Origin of the sequence: Streptomyces sp. MJM8645, from assembly GCF_001625365.1 — a bacterium.
Classification (GTDB): Bacteria; Actinomycetota; Actinomycetes; order Streptomycetales; family Streptomycetaceae; genus Kitasatospora.
In genome coordinates this window covers 3,240,580-3,256,772 of record NZ_LJJF01000001.1, presented here as the reverse complement: position 1 = coordinate 3,256,772, position 16,193 = coordinate 3,240,580, and the positions used below count along the sequence as shown (strand labels likewise).

Genomic DNA, 16,193 nt, shown 5'->3' with positions numbered 1-16,193 from the left:
ACTCCGGTGCATGGAAAGGCCGTCGGGGCTGCGAGGACTTACGTCCGCCCTACCCGGGCTGGATAGCCTTCCGTGCGGGTTTCGTGCGAGTCCGGGCGGGAGTGGGGGCGCGGTGGAGCTGACGGGGGTCGGCAAACGGTACGGGCGGCGCGGGCGGTGGGTCCTGTGCGGGGTCGATCTCGCGGTCGGGCCGGGGGAGTTGGTGCGGATCGCCGGGGCGAACGGGAGCGGCAAGTCGACGCTGCTCCGGCTGGCGGCCGGGATCGAGCGGCCGACCGCCGGGCGGGTGGCCCGCCCGGGCGGTGCCGCGTACGTGCCAGAACGCTTCCCGCCCGCGCTGCCGTTCGACGCCGCCTCGTACCTGCTGCGGGTGGGCCGGGTGCACGGGCTGTCGGCCGAGCGGGCGCGGCGGCGGGCCGGGGACTGGCTGGACCGCTTCGGCATCGCGGACCGGGCGGGCACGCCGCTGAGCCGGCTGTCGAAGGGCACCTGCCAGAAGGTCGCGGTCGCGCAGGCGCTGCTCGCGGAGGCCCCGGTCCTGCTGCTGGACGAGGCGTGGACCGGGCTCGACCCCGACGCCAGGGCGGTGCTGGACGAGGCGGCCGCCGAGCGGGCGGCGGACGGCGGGGCGGTGCTGTTCGTCGACCACGACCCGGCCCGGCTGGCCGGGCTGACCAGCGCCGCCTACCGGGTCGGCGCGGACGGCGCGCTGCGGCCCGCCGAGGAGGCGGGGCCCGCGCCGGACGGCGGCGGCCCGACGATGGAGGTCGAGGTGGACGTCCCGGACGGCACCCCGCTGCCGCCCCGGCTGCCCGGGGCGCCGCGGCTCACCCCGCTGGCCGGCACGGTCGTGCGGCTGACCGTGCCGGCCGCGCACACGGACGCGCTGCTGCGCCGGCTGCTGCTCGGCCGCCCGGTCGTCCGGGTGCTGGCGGTACGGCAGCGGGAGGGGCAGCGGTGAGGCAGCTCGGAGCGCTGACCCGGTACCACCTGGAACTGCTGGTGCGCTCGCACGCCTGGCTGCCGCCGTTCCTGGGGTACGCGCTGCTGCTGGTGGTGGGCGTGTCGGCGGGCAACCCGCTGCTGGGTGACCTCGGCTACGGCGCGGCCGTGCTGCTGCCGGTGAGCGCCTGGTACGTGCGCAGCGTGCTCGGGGCGGAGCCGCCGGCCTCGCGGGCCTGCCTGGTCGCGGCGGCGGGGCCGCTGCGGGTGCACCTGGGCGCGCTGCTGGCGGCGCTGACGGCCGGGCTGGCGCTGGCGGCGGCCGAGGTGGCGGCGCTGTGGTGGCTGAGCGGGACGGTGGCCAACCCGGGGGTGGAGCGGCAGCCGCCGGCCGGACCGGCGCTGGCGGCCGGGGCGTCGGCCGCGGTGGTGTGCGTGCTGCTGGGGGTGGCGGCCGGGGCGCTGGCGAACCGGCCGGTGCTGGCGCGGCCGCAGTACGGCATCGCGGTGGCGCTGGTGCTGGCCGCGCTGGAGCTGGTGGCGCCGCTCTCGCCGGCCAACGCGGCGGTCCGCGGTCTGGTTTCCGCGGCCCGCACCGGCCGGGTCGCCGTGCCGTGGGCGGAACTGCCGCTCGCCGCCGTCCTGCTGGCCGCGGCGGCGGCCGGGGCGGCGGCGGCCGGGGCGGCGGCGTTGGCCGGACGGCGGCCCGAGTGAGCGGAGGATTCACGCCAAGAGCGGACACACCGCAGCAAAAAGCCGATAAATATGGATAGTGCTCGTTAGGGTGACGAACCTGGGTGAACCGGCTTCGTGTCGCCGGTCCATCCCGATTGGCATCCCCCCGGAACAGCGCTCCGGCTCCCCGCGACCCCCAGGACGGTCCGTGGCGACACCCCCCGCCGTGACGAGAACCGCAGCCCGGCCGAGCCGGCCGGTGCCGACCAGGCGCACCACCGAGCTGCTGCTGGTCCTGGCCGCCGTGCTGATCGCCGTGTTCGGCTACGTCGAGGTCGGCGTCAACCTGGACGGCAGGGTGCCGGCCGGCGCGGCCGAGTACGGCGCCGCGCTCGGCGTGCTCGCCCTGCTGGCGCACGCCGTGGTCCGTCGGCGGGCCCGGTACGCGGACCCGCTGCTGCTGCCGATCGCGGTGCTGCTCAACGGGATCGGGCTGGTGGTGATCTACCGGCTGGACCGCGCCACCTCGGGCGCCGGCGCGGCCTCCACCCAGCTGCTCTGGTCGAGCCTGGGGGTGGCGCTGTTCATCGCGGTCGTGCTGCTGGTGCGCGACCACCGGCGGCTGCAGCGGTACGCCTACCTCGGGGCGCTGGTGGCGCTGGTCCTGCTGGTGCTGCCGATCTTCTTCCCCCCGGTGTACGGCTCGCGGATCTGGATCGTCATCGGGCCGCTGTCCTTCCAGCCGGGGGAGTTCGCCAAGATCCTGCTGGCCGTCTTCTTCGCCGCCTACCTGGCGGTGCACCGGGACGCGCTGGCGCTCACCGGCCGCCGGGTCTGGCGCTGGCAGCTGCCGCGCGGCCGGGTGCTCGGGCCGGTGCTGCTGATCTGGGCGGCGTTCGTCGGCGTCCTGGTGCTGGAGACGGACCTCGGCACCTCGCTGCTGTTCTTCGGCCTGTTCGTGGTGATGCTGTACGTGGCCACCGCGCGCACCGGGTGGATCGTGATCGGGCTGGCCCTGGCGACGGTCGGGGCGGCCACGGTGGGCTGGCTCTCGCCGCACGTGCACAGCCGCGTGACGGACTGGCTGGACCCGCTGGGCTCGATCGCGGCGGGCAAGGGCGCCAACCAGATCGCCCAGTCGCTGTTCGCCTTCGCCTGGGGAGGGGAACTGGGCACCGGGCTCGGCAACGGGCACTCGGTGCTGATCGGCTTCGCCGCCAAGTCGGACTTCATCCTCGCCACCATCGGCGAGGAACTCGGCCTGACCGGGCTCGTCGCGGTGTTCCTGCTGTACGCGCTGCTGATCTCCCGGGGGTTCCGGACGGGCATCGCGCTGCGCGACCCGTTCGGGCGGCTGCTGGCGATCGGGCTGGCCGCGATCGTCGGCCTCCAGGTGTTCGTGGTGGCCGGCGGGGTGCTCGACCTCATCCCGCTGACCGGGATGACGCTGCCGTTCGTCGCGCAGGGCGGCTCCTCGGTGGTCACCAACTGGATCATCGTGGCGTTGCTGGTGCGGATGAGCGACATCGCGCGCCGGCCGGCCCCGGCCCCGGTCCCAGCCCCGTCCGCGTCCGGGTCGGAGGAGGACTGATGGCGCGCACCCGCTCCCGTCCGCGCGCCCGGGGCAACGGGCCGCAGGGCCTGCCCGGCATCTCCGTCACCGGGCGCCGCGCGGGCGTCTTCTGCCTGCTGCTGGTCGCGGCGCTGTGCGTCCAGGCCACCCGGGTGCAGGTGTTCCAGGCCGAGGACCTCAACCACAACTCCGCCAACCAGCGGCTCACCATCGAGCGGTACTCGCAGCCGCGCGGCAACATCCGGGTCGGCGCGGACACCGTGACCGGCTCCGAGCCCACCGGCGGCCGGTACGACTACAAGCGCACCTACACCGACGGCCCGACGTACGCGGCCGTCACCGGCTTCGCCTCGCAGGCGTACGGCAACACCCAGCTGGAGGGGGTCGAGGACGACCTGCTGTCCGGGACGGACAGCAGGCTGGCCGGCTGGGCGGTCTGGGACGCCGTCGCCCGCAGGCAGAACCCCGGCGGGGACGTCTACACCACCCTGAACCGGGCCGCCCAGGAGGCCGCGGTGCGCGGGCTCGGCAGCCAGAAGGGCGCGGTGGCCGCGATCGAGCCGGCCACCGGCCGGATCCTCGCCCTGGCCAGCACGCCGTCCTACGACCCGGGCAGCTTCGCCGGCTCCGCCGCGGCCGATCAGGCCGCCTGGAACCGGCTGCAGTCCGACACCGACCAGCCGATGCTCAACCGGGCGCTGCGCCAGACCTACCCGCCGGGCTCGACCTTCAAGGTGGTCACGGCGGCGGCCGCGCTCGCGGCCGGCGTGGTCACCGACCCCGATGCGCCGACCGACGCGCCGTTCCCGTACGTGCTGCCCGGGACGACCACGCCGCTGGTCAACGACACCTCGGCATGCGACCGGCCCGGCCAGTCGCTGGACACCGCGATGGTCTACAGCTGCAACAGCGTGCTGGGCTACCTCGGGGTGCGGACCGGGCTGGGCCCGATGGTCGCGATGGCCGAGAACTTCGGCTTCAACGACGCCAGGCTGGACATGCCGGTGCGCCCGGCCCGGTCCAACTTCGACACCACGATGAACCAGTCGCAGGTGGCGCTCTCCTCGATCGGGCAGTTCGACACCGCGGCCACCCCGCTGGTGATGGCGATGGTCGCGGCCGGGATCGCCAACGACGGGACGGTGATGCGCCCACAACTCGTGGACAAGCTGACGAAGGGCGACGGCACCGCGGTGCAGCTGATGAAACCCGCCGTGTACCGGCGGGCGATGACCCCGGCGGTGGCCGGGCAGGTGCAGAAGCTGATGACCGACGTGGTGGAGAACGGCACCGGCGGCAACGCCCGGATCGGCGGCGCGGTGGTCGGCGGGAAGACCGGCACCGCGCAGCACGGGGTGGACAACAGCGGGACGCCGTACGCCTGGTTCATCTCCTGGGCCAAGCCCGCCGGCTCGGACGCGGTGCCGCCGGTGGCGGTGGCCGTGGTGATCGCGGACAGTGACGCCACGGACGTCACCGGCGGCGGGTTGGCCGCGCCGATCGCCCGCTCGGTGATGCGGGCGGTGCTGGGCCGCTGAGCTGCTGCTTTAGCTGCTGGACGGCGAATCCGCCGTCTGCGAAGTGTCCGGTTTGTATAGGCTCATGCGCCAATTCGTACAATGCGCCGATCCGGACTGTTCGTTTGCGACACTGGTGCTTTCGCGGGGTACTGTCCCATCTTTGTTCGGTTGGTCCCCGATGACACCCCATGGCGCGTCGAGTGACCGGCCGCCAGGACACCCTCCCCCCGCCCAGAAGGACCGCAGTTGTGACCAGCAACTCTCTCGGTGCGCGTCTGCTGCGACGCAAGCCCGTCTCGTCCCTCATCGCCGAGAGCGAGGGCCAGGACGGCCTCCCGGCCGGTGCGCCCGAGGAGGGCGGACGCTCCGGCATCCACCTGCGCCGCACGATCGGCCTCTGGCAGCTGTCCTCGATCGGCATCGGCGCCACCATCGGCACCGGCATCTTCTTCGTGCTCAGCAGCGCGGTGCCCTCGGCCGGACCGGCCGTCATCCTGTCCTTCGTGCTCGCCGCGGTCACCGCCGGACTCACCGCGCTCTGCTACGCCGAGATGGCCTCCGCGATCCCGGTCTCCGGATCCTCGTACTCCTACGCCTACGCCACCCTCGGCGAGGGCGTCGCGTTCGGCGTCGGCATCTGCCTGCTGATGGAGTACGGCGTCTCCGCCTCCGCGATCGCGGTGAGCTGGGCCGAGTACCTGAACAAGTTCTTCGACCTGGCCTTCGGCTTCACCATCCCGGAGCAGCTGTCCGGCGCGCCGGACCTCACGCACTGGTTCAACCTGCCGGCGCTGCTGCTGGTCGCGATGGTCTGCGTGCTGCTCACCCGCGGCGTCAGCGAGTCGGTGAAGGTCAACGCGGCCATGGTCGGGATCAAGATCCTGATCCTGCTGCTGTTCGTCGGCATCGCGCTCACCGGCTTCCACTCCGGCAACCTGACCCCGTTCATGCCGCTCGGCATCGGCGGCGTGCAGGTCGCCGCGTCCAGCATCTTCTTCTCCTTCATCGGCCTGGACGCCGTGTCCACCGCCGGTGAGGAGGTCAAGAATCCGCGCCGCACCCTGCCGCTGGCGATCATCATCTCGCTGGTCGTGGTGACCCTGCTCTACATCCTGGTCGCCCTCGCCGGCATCGGCGCCCAGCCGTGGCAGAAGTTCGAGGGCCAGGAGGCCGGCCTCGCCCAGATCCTCCAGGACATCACCGGCCAGACCTGGCCCTCGATCGTCTTCGCGATCGGCGCGATCATCTCGATCTTCAGCATCACCCTCGTGGTGATCTACGGCCAGACCCGCATCCTGTACTCCATGGGCCGCGACGGCATGCTGCCCAAGCGCTTCGCCGAACTCTCCCCGCGCACCGGCACCCCGGTCTGGAACACCCTCGTGGTGGGCCTCGGCGTCGGCGCGCTGGCCGCCTTCGTCCCGCTGAAGGAGCTGGCCGACATCACCAGCCTCGGGACGCTCATCGCCTTCTCGGTCGTCTCGATCGGCGTGATCATCCTGCGCCGCACCCAGCCCGACCTGCCGCGTGGCTTCAAGGTCCCCGGCTACCCGGTCGTCCCGCTGCTCAGCGTCGCCTTCTGCGCCTACCTGATCACCGGCCTGCACGCCGACACCTTCCGGGCCGGCGCGATCGCCCTCGCCGTCGCCGTGGTCGTCTACTTCGGCTACAGCATCAAGCACTCCAAACTGGAGCAGCAGGCACAGGCCGCGGCGGCGGACAGCTCCACCGGCCACCGCAACAGCTGAGCCGGACGAATCCAGACATGAGGGGCCGCCGACCACGACACTCGGCGGCCCCCCTCATGCCACCTCCCGCCACGTGCCCCACGCCATGGCGACAGGGCCCGGCCACCACCCATAACCTTCCACCATGGTGAGCACCCGCACGCCCGGCTTCTCCCGCCCGCGCGGCCGCTTCACCGGCCGCAGCAGAACGCCGGCCCCGCCGACCCCCGCCGCAGCGCCGTCCGGACCAGGACGACCGCCCCTCGGCTTCTCCAGTCGGCCGTTCCCCCGCCAGCGTGGCGAGAGCACGTTCCCACCCACGCCCGATCGGCTGAATCCCGCCCGACTCGCCTCGATGCGCACCGTCCAACTGCTCGGCTGCCTGATCGCGGCCGGCTGGGCGGCCGCCTTCCCGCTCGTCTCCGACCTGCCCAACCAGCGGATGTGGGGTTTCATCGCGGCCCCCGCCTACGTCCTGGCCGGGCTGCTCTGCCTCACCCTGCCGCGCCGCTACGCGGCCCGCGCCGCCGCCGTGGTCGCCCTCGCCGGGGCCGTCCTCGCGCCGCTCGCCCTGCTCGCCGTGCAGGGCCGCCACCAGTCCGAGGTGATGGTGGTCGAACGCTCGGCCCACCTGCTGCTCACCACCGGCAGCCCGTACCTGCCGCACCCGGTGGTGGTCACCGACTACAACCCGTACCTGCCGGCCATGACCCTGTTCGGGATGCCGCGCCAACTGCTGGGCGACGGCTCCGACCTCGCCCAGGTCGCCGGGGACGCCCGGATCTGGTTCGCGCTGGCCTTCGTGGTCTGCCTGCTGGCCAGCTGGCGGCTGCTGCGGCCCACCCGCGAGCGCGCGCCGCTGCTGCCGCTCGCCGTGCTCACCGCCTCGCCGCTGATCTCGCTGGCCCTCGTCGTCGGCGGGGTGGACCTGCCGCTGATCGGCCTCTGCTGCCTCGCCATGGCACTCGCCGAGCGGGACCGCACCGTCGGCGCCGGCCTGGTGCTCGCCCTCGCCTGCACCCTCAAGTGGACGGCCTGGCCGGCGCTGCCGGTCGCCGCCCTGCTGCTGTGGCGGCTGTACGGCCGCCGGCCCGCCGCCCGGACCACCTTGATCGCGCTCGGCACCGGCCTGGCCGTGCTCCTGCCCTCCGTGCTGACCAGGGCGGACGCGCTGCGCGAGCAGGTGGTGCGCTTCCCGCTCGGGCTCACCGCCATCCGCACCCCGGCCGGCAGCCCGCTGCCCGGCAAGGTGCTGGCCGGCTTCGGGCCGACCGGGCACTCCGTCTCGCTGGCGCTGATGACCATGGGCGGGATCGGGGTGGCCATCTGGCTGCTCGCCCGGCCGCCGGTGTCCGCGATCGCGGCCGCCGACCTGCTGGCCGCCGGGCTGGCGATCGCGTTCATGCTCGCCCCGGCCGGGCGGTTCGGCTACCTCGCCCTGCCGGTGGTCCTGGTGATCTGGCCGCGGCTGGCGGCCCGGCGCTGGAGCAGCCGGCGCCCGATCCCGCCGCACCGGCTCCCGGGCAGACCGGAGCCCGCCCTGCCACGGGGTTGAGCGGGCTCCGTCCGGACGGGTTGTTCTAGCGGCCCGCGGCCTTGAGCAGCGAGGCGACGGCCGGGCCGGCCGCGTCGACGCCGTGGCCGCCGCCCTGCACCTCGGCGGCGACCGCGATGTTGCCGCGGAAGGCGGTGAACCAGCTGTTGGTGGTGGACGCGCCGGCGACCTCGGCGGAGCCGGTCTTGGCACCCGCGTTGTCGGTGATCCCGGCCATCACGTCCTTGGCCGTGCCGCCGGTGGCGGTGGCGTTCATCATTGCGCGCAGCTTGCCCGCGACGTCCGGCGCGATCTGGCGGGCCGCCGCCTGCTGCGGCAGGCCGGGGACCAGGATCGGCTGCTTGAACGCGCCGCTCTGGACGGTCGCGGTGATCGAGGCGATGGCCAGCGGGTTCATCTGGACCTTGCCCTGGCCGATGTAGTTCATGGCCTGTTCGTCCTTGCTGCCCGGCGTCGGCGGCACCTTGCCGTCGGTGTTCGGCAGGCCGGTCTTCCACTCCAGGCCGATGCCGAACACGTCCTTGGCCGTGCTGGACAGCGTCTCGGGCTTGAGGCTGGTCAGGCCCTGGTTGATGAAGGCCGTGTTGCAGGACATCATGAAGTCCTGCTGGAGCGTGTTGTTGGGGAAGGCGCCCGGGAAGTCGTTCGGGATCGCGACCGGGTTGCTGCTCTTCTCCGGGCAGGCCACCACGGTGTCCGGGTTGACCCCGGCCTCCAGCAGCGCCGTCGAGGTGACGATCTTCATCGTCGAGCCGGGCGCGAGCAGGCCGGTGAAGGCCCGGTTCTGACCGTTGGCCGGCGCGTTCGCGAAGGCCAGCACCTGGCCGGTGCTCGGCTCGATCGCGGCGACGGATCCGGACTTGCCGCCCAGGTCCGTCATCGCCTTCTCGGCCGCCGCCTGGATGGTGTTGTCGATGGTCACCTTGAACGGCTTGCCGGGCTTGGGCTCGACGATGGTGAACAGCTTGTCCGTGGCCCCCTTACCGGCCGGGTCGCTGATCACCACCGCGCTGCCCGCGTCCTGGTCCTTGTTCGGGTCCGGCGGCAGCAGCTTGTGGGCGTTGTCCTGGAGGGTGGACAGCAGCGCCGGGGTGAGCGAGGCGCCCTGCAGCGGCTTGCCGTTGCGGTCCACCACGGTGGACGGCGGGGCGAAGACCTGCTGGGTGGCGATCGTCTCGTTGCCGGACAGGTGCGGGTGGATCACCGTCGGCGCCCAGTGCACGGCCGGGGTGTTGTCGCTCATCTTCACGACGTTCAGGAAGCCGTTGTAGTCCCAGACCCGGTTGGTGCCGGCGAACTCGGCGCGCGCCTTGAAGCCCATCAGCACACCGGCGGGGCCGGCCGAGGCGGAGGCCGACGGCGAGTCGGTGGCACCCGGGGTCGCGCCCGCCGACGGCGTGGCCGAGGCTCCGGCGGAGGGCTTGGCCGGCGCGGGGGTGCCGGTGGCCGAGGCGAAGGCCTGCGGGGTGGCCGGGCCGGCCGGGGCCAGGGTCAGCGCGCTCGGCTTGACCTGGTCGCGGAACGCCGTCAGCGCGGTGGTGGCCGCGGCCGGGTCGTCCGTCAGCGCGGCCGCCTTGTCCAGCTCGCCGGCGGCCCAGGCCGCCAGGAAGTCCTTCGCACCGTTGGTCGCCTGCTCGGCCGAGGGCGGCTCGGCGACCACCGTGCGGGGCTTCTTCGCCGAGGACGATCCGGAGTCCGAGCCGCCCATCAGGCTGTACGCCCCGTAGCCACCGCCTGCGAGCACGGCGACGGAGACGCCGGTGATGATGCCGATCTTCGCGCCTCTGCGCATGGTGCTGTTCCCCCAAGGGTCTGCCGGACGGGCGCAACCGACCGGGGCCGGACACGCTGTTCCCCCCACCCTAGGCAGCGCCGATCGGTGCGCCGACGAAATGCCCGCGAGTTGTGACGGATCTGGTACGTGTCGTGCACCGCATACGGACGATTCAGGGAACAGCGGTGTCGATCAGATCCAGCTGTTGAACCACATCCGCTGGCGCCAGTCGTCCATCGGAATCGTCTGCCCGGTGAACAGCGGGAAGAAGAAGAGGAAGTTCCACACGATCAGCAGCACCAGCAGCCCGGCCGCCGCCGAACCGATGATCCGGCGGTCCCGGGAGGCGCCCGGCGGCCCGATCAGCGCACCGACCAGCATGGTCACCGCGAGCACCAGGAACGGGACGAACACCACCGCGTAGAAGAGGAAGATCGTCCGCTGCTGGTAGGCGAACCACGGCAGGTAACCGGCGGCCAGGCCGCACAGCACCGCTCCGGCCCGCCAGTCCCGCCGCGCCACCCAGCGCCACAGGCAGTACACCAGCGCCACCACGGCCGCCCACCACAGCAGCGGGGTGCCGATGCCCAGCACCTCGCGGGCGCACTCGGCGGCCGTGCAGCCGCTCTGGCCCTGCTTGGGGGACTCGTAGAAGAACGAGACAGGCCGGCCCAGCACCAGCCAGGACCACGGGTTCGACTGGTAGGTGTGCGGGTCGCTCAGGTGGGTGTGGAAGTCGTAGACCGTCGAGTGGTAGTGCCACAGGGCGCGCAGCCCCTCGGGTATCCACGGGTAGTCCGTCGAGCGGCCGACCGCCCAGTCCCGGCCCCAGCCGCCCTTGCCCGGCACGTTGCTGCTGGCGAACCAGCCCCACCAGGACGTGACGTAGACGACCAGCGACACCACCACGACCGACACGAAGGCCGGCACCACGTCCCGGGCGAGCGTCGCCAGGTACGGGCGCGGGGCCCCGGCCAGGCGGCGGGCGCCGACGTCCCACAGGACCGTCATCACGCCGAAGGCCGCCGCGACGTACAGGCCGCTCCACTTGGTGGCGCAGGTCAGGCCGACGCAGACGCCGGCCGCGATCCGGTACGGGCGCCAGCCCAGGTTCGCCCGCTGCGCCAGCACCGCGTCCGCCACCCCGCCGAGCCGGTCGGCCAGCCGGGCCCGGGTGCGGTCGCGGTCCAGCAGCAGGAAACCGAAGGCGGCGAGGATCCAGAACATCACCACCAGGTCCAGCAGCGCGGCGCGGCTGAGCACCAGGTGCAGGCCGTCCACCGAGAGCAGCAGGCCGGCCACGCAGCCCAGCAGGGTCGAGCGGAACAGCCGGCGGGCGATCCTGGCCACCATCAGCACCGACAGCGTGCCGAGCAGGGCCACCGCGAACCGCCAGCCGAAGGGGTTCATGCCGAACAGCATCTCGCCGGCGCCGATGATCCACTTGCCCACCGGCGGATGGACCACGTAGGACGCCGTCGAGCGGTACGGGACGGCCGCGCCGGGCGTCATGATCTGCTCGTTGGCGCCGTCCGGCCAGTTGATCTCGTAGCCGCCGTGCCAGAGCGCGTAGGCGTCCTTGGCGTAGTACGTCTCGTCGAAGATGATCGCGTGCGGCTGGCCGAGGTTGGTGAAGCGCAGGATCCCGGCGAACACCGCCACCGCGATCGGGCCCAGCCAGCCGGACCAGCGGCACAGCCACGACCACACGGCCGGCGGCACGGACACGCCCAGCCGCAGCAGCAGCGGCGACGGGGGCACCACCGCCGGGGTCACCCCGGGGCCGTCCGGCATCGGCGGGGCCAGGCGCTCGGCCAGCGGGGCCACCGGGCGGCCGGCGTAGCCGAACCCGGCCAGCCGCTCGCGCCAGCTCCGCGCGGCGCTGCCGGCTTGATCGGGGCTGCCGGGTTGGTCGGGTCGGTCGTGCTGCGCGGGGCTCCCGGCCTGGTCGGCGGGCCGCGGAGCCGGGACGGCGGAGGACGGCAGGCCGGCCACGTCGCCGCCATCCTGCGCGGTGTGGTCTGTACCAGTGGGCGTGCGAGCCGCCGTGTCGCCGTTCATCCGCCACATCGTAGGGGCGCTTCTCGCACACGTGACCGCTCCCTCGGAAGCTGCCCGAATCGTCACCAAAAGCCCCCGGGCCGCGGTAGCTGCAAGGATGGGGCCCGTGACAGGAGTACTCGTTCTCGCAGGCACCCCCATCGGCGACGTCTCGGACGCCCCGCCCCGGCTGCTCACCGAACTGGCCACGGCGGACGTGATCGCGGCCGAGGACACCCGGCGGCTGCGCCGGCTCACCCAGGCGCTCGGGGTGACCCCGGCCGGGCGGGTGGTCTCCTACTTCGAGGGCAACGAGGTCGGCCGCACCCCCGAACTGGTCGAGGCACTGCTCGGCGGCGCCCGGGTGCTGCTGGTCACCGACGCCGGCATGCCGTCCGTCTCGGACCCCGGCTACCGGCTGGTCGCCGCCGCCGTCGAGGCCGACGTCAAGGTCACCGCGGTGCCCGGGCCGTCCGCCGTGCTCACCGCGCTCGCGCTGTCCGGCCTGCCCGTCGACCGCTTCACCTTCGAGGGCTTCCTGCCGCGCAAGACCGGCGACCGGGCCCGGCAGCTCGCCTCGATCGCGGCCGAGCCGCGCACCATGGTCTTCTTCGAGGCGCCGCACCGGATCGCCGAGGCGCTCGCCGCGATGGCCGAGGCGTTCGGCGCCGACCGGCCCGCCGCCGTCTGCCGCGAGCTCACCAAGACGTACGAGGAGGTGAAGCGCGGGCCCCTCGGCGACCTGGCGGCCTGGGCCGCCGAAGGCGTCAGGGGCGAGATCACCGTCGTCGTCGCGGGCGCCCCGCCGGCGGCGCCGCAGGAGCTCACCCCCGCCGAGCTGGCCCGGCTGGTGGCCGTCCGGGAGGAGGCCGGGGAGCGCCGCAAGGAGGCCATCGCGGCCGTCGCGGCGGAGCTCGCGCTGCCGAAGCGGGAGGTGTTCGACGCGGTGGTGGCGGCCAAGAACGAGGCCAAGAACGAGGCGAAGAACGAGGCCGGGGGCGGGGCCGCGAAGGGGGCCGGGAAGTAGCGCCGGAAGCGGGCCCGGCGGCGGCCGGGACGGGGCCCTGAAAGAGGGGTGAATTCCGGGGGTTGCGTGACTCCGGGGGAGTCGTACCTTTGAGGGAAGGCCCCGGTAAACGCCCACGGAGCTGAAGATTCGGTCGCGGTTTCCGGAACGATCCAGGCCTTTCGTATAGGAGTTCCCAACCCGCGTCCAACTCTTCACAAGCAGGGCATCGGCCGAGGCCGTCAGGGCATTTCCTGGAATGGAAAGACCCAGCCGGGCGAGCGCCCGGCGGGCGCTGGGAGACGGCTATGAGCGAGATGATCGGTAGCCCCCTCGGTGGCAACGCGCTGAGCGCCCCCGGCCTGGCCGGACGGCCGCACACTCCCGTCGAGACCGTGCGGGAGGCCTACTCCTTCGCCTGCCTGCGATGCGGGTACGGCTGGGAGCAGGCGTACGACATCGAGCACCACGCCGGCAAGGACGGGCACGTCGTGTTCGAATACCACGCCAACGGTGTCCGGGTACCGTCCCCGCTGCTCAAGCCGACCTGCCCGGGGTGTGGCGGACACACCGTCCGGATCATGCGCGAGGGCCGGGTCGCCACCGCCGACCAGTCCTGGCACCACGCTCCCGGCTACCCGGCGCACGCCGAGCCGGCCGGGGCGCCCCCGGTGTCCGCCCCCGTGAAGCCGCGCGGACGCTGGGCCCGGTTCTGGTCGCGGCTGCTGGGCTGACCGCCGACACCGGGAGCGCACGCGGGGGCGCACCGGGGGCCGCCCGCCGCGAGCAGCGCGGCGGGCGGCCCCCGCCGTCGCCGGTCATGCGGTTATCCGGTCGAGGGCTGCGGGTGGGCCCGACTAAGCTTTCCGACCATGGCGGCCACTGCAGACCACAGCACCACCGGGGCGACCGCCCCGGCGTACTACGTTTCCACCCCGATCTACTACGTCAACGATCGCCCGCACCTGGGCCACGCGTACACCACCGTGGCGGGCGACGTCCTCACCCGCTGGCACCGCCAGCGCGGTGAGAAGGTGTGGTACCTGACCGGTACCGACGAGCACGGTCAGAAGATCATGCGGACCGCCGAGGCCAACGGCGTCAGCCCGCAGGAGTGGTGCGACAAGCTGGTCGAAGAGGCCTGGAAGCCGCTCTGGGAGCACCTGGAGATCGCCAACGACGACTTCATCCGCACCACCCAGCAGCGCCACACCGACCGCGTGCAGGAGTTCGTCCAGGACCTGTACGACAAGGACGAGATCTACAAGGGCGGCTACTCCGGCCCGTACTGCGTCGGCTGCGAGGAGTTCAAGCTCCCGGCCGAACTGCTCGACGGCGCCACCGAGGACGAGAAGCTCTGCTCCGTGCACAAGCGGCCGGTCGAATGGCTGGAGGAGGAGAACTACTTCTTCCGCCTCTCCGCCTACGGCCCGAAGCTGCTGGAGTTCTACGCCGCCAACCCGGACTTCATCCAGCCAGCCTCGGCCCGCAACGAGGTGCTGCGCTTCGTCGAGCAGGACCTGAAGGACCTCTCGATCTCCCGCTCCACCTTCAACTGGGGCGTCCCGCTGCCCTGGGACGAGAATCACGTCCTGTACGTGTGGGTGGACGCGCTGCAGAACTACATCACCGCGGCCGGCTACGGCAGCGACCCGGAGCGCTTCGCCGAACTGTGGCCGGCCTCCGTCCACCTGGTGGGCAAGGACATCCTGCGCTTCCACGCGGTGATCTGGCCCGCCATGCTGATGGCCGCGGGCCTGCCGCTGCCCAAGCGGGTCGTCGCCAACGGCTGGCTGATGGTCGGCGGCGAGAAGATGTCCAAGTCCAACCTGACCGGCATCTCGCCCACCGACCTCACCTCGCACTTCGGCGTGGACGCCTACCGCTACTACTTCCTGCGGGCGATCCCCTTCGGCACCGACGGCTCGTTCTCCTGGGAGGACTTCACCGCCCGGTACACCTCCGAACTCGCCAACGACTTCGGCAACCTGGCCTCCCGGGTCGCCGCCATGGTCGGCAAGTACTTCGACGGCGCGCTGCCGGCCGCCGCCGCCCCCGGTGACGCCGAGCAGGCCATCGCGGACGGCCTCGCCACGGCCCTCGCCACCGCCGACCGGAAGATCGGCGAGGAGCTGGACTTCGCCGGCGGCCTCGCGGCGATCTTCGAGTTCGTCAAGCAGGTCAACGGCTACCTCACCGAGCAGGAGCCGTGGAAGGTGGCCAAGGACGACTCGGAGCAGGGCCGCGCCCGCCTCGCCACCATCCTCTACACCGCCGCCGAGGCGCTGCGCGGCACCGCCGTCATGCTCAACCCGGTGATGCCGTCCACCGCCGAGAAGCTGTGGACCTCGCTCGGCGCCGAGGCCGGCCTCGGCGCGCTCGCCGCGCAGACCATCGCCACCACCGCCGACTGGGGCCGGCTGCCCGCCGGCAGCACCGTCACCAAGGGCGAGATCCTGTTCCCGCGCCTCGAAGAGAAGCCCGCCTCCTGATGTCTGCCAAGGACGACGCCCGGTCGACCCCGCCGCCGCTGCCGCAACCCCTGGCCGTGGCGGTGGCCGACTCGCACACCCACCTCGACATGCAGGCCGGCACCCCGGCCGAGGGACTGGCCCGGGCCGCCTCGGTCGGGGTCACCACGGTCGTCCAGGTGGGCTGCGACGTGCCCGGCTCGCGCTGGGCCGCCGAACTGGCGGCCCAGTACGAGCAGGTGCACGCGGCCGTCGCCCTGCACCCCAACGAGGCGCCGCGGATCTTCCTCGGCGACGCGGACGGCTGGTCCGGCCAGCAGCGGAAGGCGGGCGGCGAGGCCGCGCTGGAGGAGGCCCTCGCCGAGATCGACCGGCTCGCCGCCCTCCCGCAGGTCCGCGCCGTCGGCGAGACCGGCCTCGACTACTTCCGCACCGGCCCCGAGGGCGTCGAGATCCAGAAGGAGTCGTTCCGCCGCCACATCGAGATGGCCAAACGGCACGACAAGGCCCTGGTCATCCACGACCGCGACGCCCACGAGGACGTCATCGCCGTCCTGCTGGCGGAAGGCGCCCCCGAGCGGACGGTCTTCCACTGCTACTCCGGCGACGCCGAGATGGCCAAGGTCTGTGCCGAACACGGCTGGTACCTGTCCTTCGCCGGCCCGGTCACCTTCAAGGCCAACCAGCCGCTGCGCGACGCCCTCGCCGCCACCCCCCTCGACCGCGTCCTGGTCGAGACCGACGCACCCTTCCTCACCCCCCACCCCTACCGCGGCCGGCCCAACGCCCCGTACCTCATCCCGGTCACCGTCCGCTCGATGGCCGACACGCTGGGGCTGCACGAGGACGAGCTGTCCACGGCGATCGCGGAGAACACGGCCCGGGCCTTCGGGTACTGAGCCGGTCGAAC

General features: G+C 73.0%; 12 protein-coding genes. 10 read left to right on the top strand and 2 right to left on the bottom strand.

The features are described from left to right. Window positions 1–112 precede the first annotated feature (112 nt). From A6F73_RS13780 to A6F73_RS13755, 6 genes are all read left to right on the top strand, one after another. Window positions 113–961, top strand: a complete 849-nt coding sequence (locus A6F73_RS13780) for an ATP-binding cassette domain-containing protein (protein WP_063348074.1) — start codon at window positions 113–115, stop codon at window positions 959–961. Next, window positions 958–1,656: a hypothetical protein gene (locus A6F73_RS13775; RefSeq protein ID WP_063348073.1), complete on the top strand. Its 699-nt coding sequence runs from the start codon at window positions 958–960 to the stop codon at window positions 1,654–1,656. Before A6F73_RS13780 ends, A6F73_RS13775 begins: the two co-directional genes overlap by 4 nt. Before the next feature lie 187 nt (window positions 1,657–1,843). Further along, window positions 1,844–3,208 (top strand): FtsW/RodA/SpoVE family cell cycle protein, encoded by a 1,365-nt coding sequence (locus A6F73_RS13770; RefSeq protein WP_063348072.1) that lies wholly within the window; start codon window positions 1,844–1,846, stop codon window positions 3,206–3,208. Beyond that, on the top strand, window positions 3,208–4,728 hold the full coding sequence (locus A6F73_RS13765) for a penicillin-binding transpeptidase domain-containing protein (RefSeq protein ID WP_079135667.1): 1,521 nt from the start codon (window positions 3,208–3,210) through the stop codon (window positions 4,726–4,728). The genes A6F73_RS13770 and A6F73_RS13765 overlap by 1 nt, the downstream gene beginning before the upstream one ends. A gap of 230 nt (window positions 4,729–4,958) precedes the next feature. After that, window positions 4,959–6,458, top strand: coding sequence for an amino acid permease (locus tag A6F73_RS13760; protein ID WP_063348071.1), 1,500 nt, complete (start codon window positions 4,959–4,961; stop codon window positions 6,456–6,458). Window positions 6,459–6,582: 124 nt separating this feature from the next. Beyond that, the gene (locus A6F73_RS13755; protein WP_159398452.1) at window positions 6,583–7,992 is read left to right on the top strand and encodes a glycosyltransferase 87 family protein; all 1,410 of its coding nucleotides are present in this window, start codon (window positions 6,583–6,585) and stop codon (window positions 7,990–7,992) included. A 25-nt stretch (window positions 7,993–8,017) separates the two neighbouring features. Here the strand turns inward: A6F73_RS13755 and A6F73_RS13750 are convergent, their stop codons facing one another. Further along, window positions 8,018–9,784, bottom strand: coding sequence for a penicillin-binding transpeptidase domain-containing protein (locus tag A6F73_RS13750; RefSeq protein ID WP_063348069.1), 1,767 nt, complete (start codon window positions 9,782–9,784; stop codon window positions 8,018–8,020). A 174-nt stretch (window positions 9,785–9,958) separates the two neighbouring features. Beyond that, window positions 9,959–11,827, bottom strand: a complete 1,869-nt coding sequence (locus tag A6F73_RS13745; protein WP_079135665.1) for a phospholipid carrier-dependent glycosyltransferase — start codon at window positions 11,825–11,827, stop codon at window positions 9,959–9,961. Window positions 11,828–11,933: 106 nt separating this feature from the next. Between A6F73_RS13745 and rsmI the strand changes: the two genes are divergently transcribed. The 4 genes from rsmI (at window position 11,934) to A6F73_RS13725 (ending at window position 16,182) form a co-directional block, all read left to right on the top strand. Then, complete coding sequence (gene rsmI, locus A6F73_RS13740; RefSeq protein ID WP_208869078.1) at window positions 11,934–12,833, top strand: 16S rRNA (cytidine(1402)-2'-O)-methyltransferase; 900 nt, start codon at window positions 11,934–11,936, stop codon at window positions 12,831–12,833. Window positions 12,834–13,120: 287 nt separating this feature from the next. Further along, on the top strand, window positions 13,121–13,546 hold the full coding sequence (locus tag A6F73_RS13735; protein ID WP_107452880.1) for a hypothetical protein: 426 nt from the start codon (window positions 13,121–13,123) through the stop codon (window positions 13,544–13,546). A gap of 138 nt (window positions 13,547–13,684) precedes the next feature. After that, the gene (metG, locus tag A6F73_RS13730; RefSeq protein WP_063348067.1) at window positions 13,685–15,304 is read left to right on the top strand and encodes a methionine--tRNA ligase; all 1,620 of its coding nucleotides are present in this window, start codon (window positions 13,685–13,687) and stop codon (window positions 15,302–15,304) included. Then, window positions 15,304–16,182, top strand: coding sequence for a TatD family hydrolase (locus A6F73_RS13725; RefSeq protein WP_063348066.1), 879 nt, complete (start codon window positions 15,304–15,306; stop codon window positions 16,180–16,182). Before metG ends, A6F73_RS13725 begins: the two co-directional genes overlap by 1 nt. The last annotated feature ends 11 nt before the right edge of the window (window positions 16,183–16,193 follow it).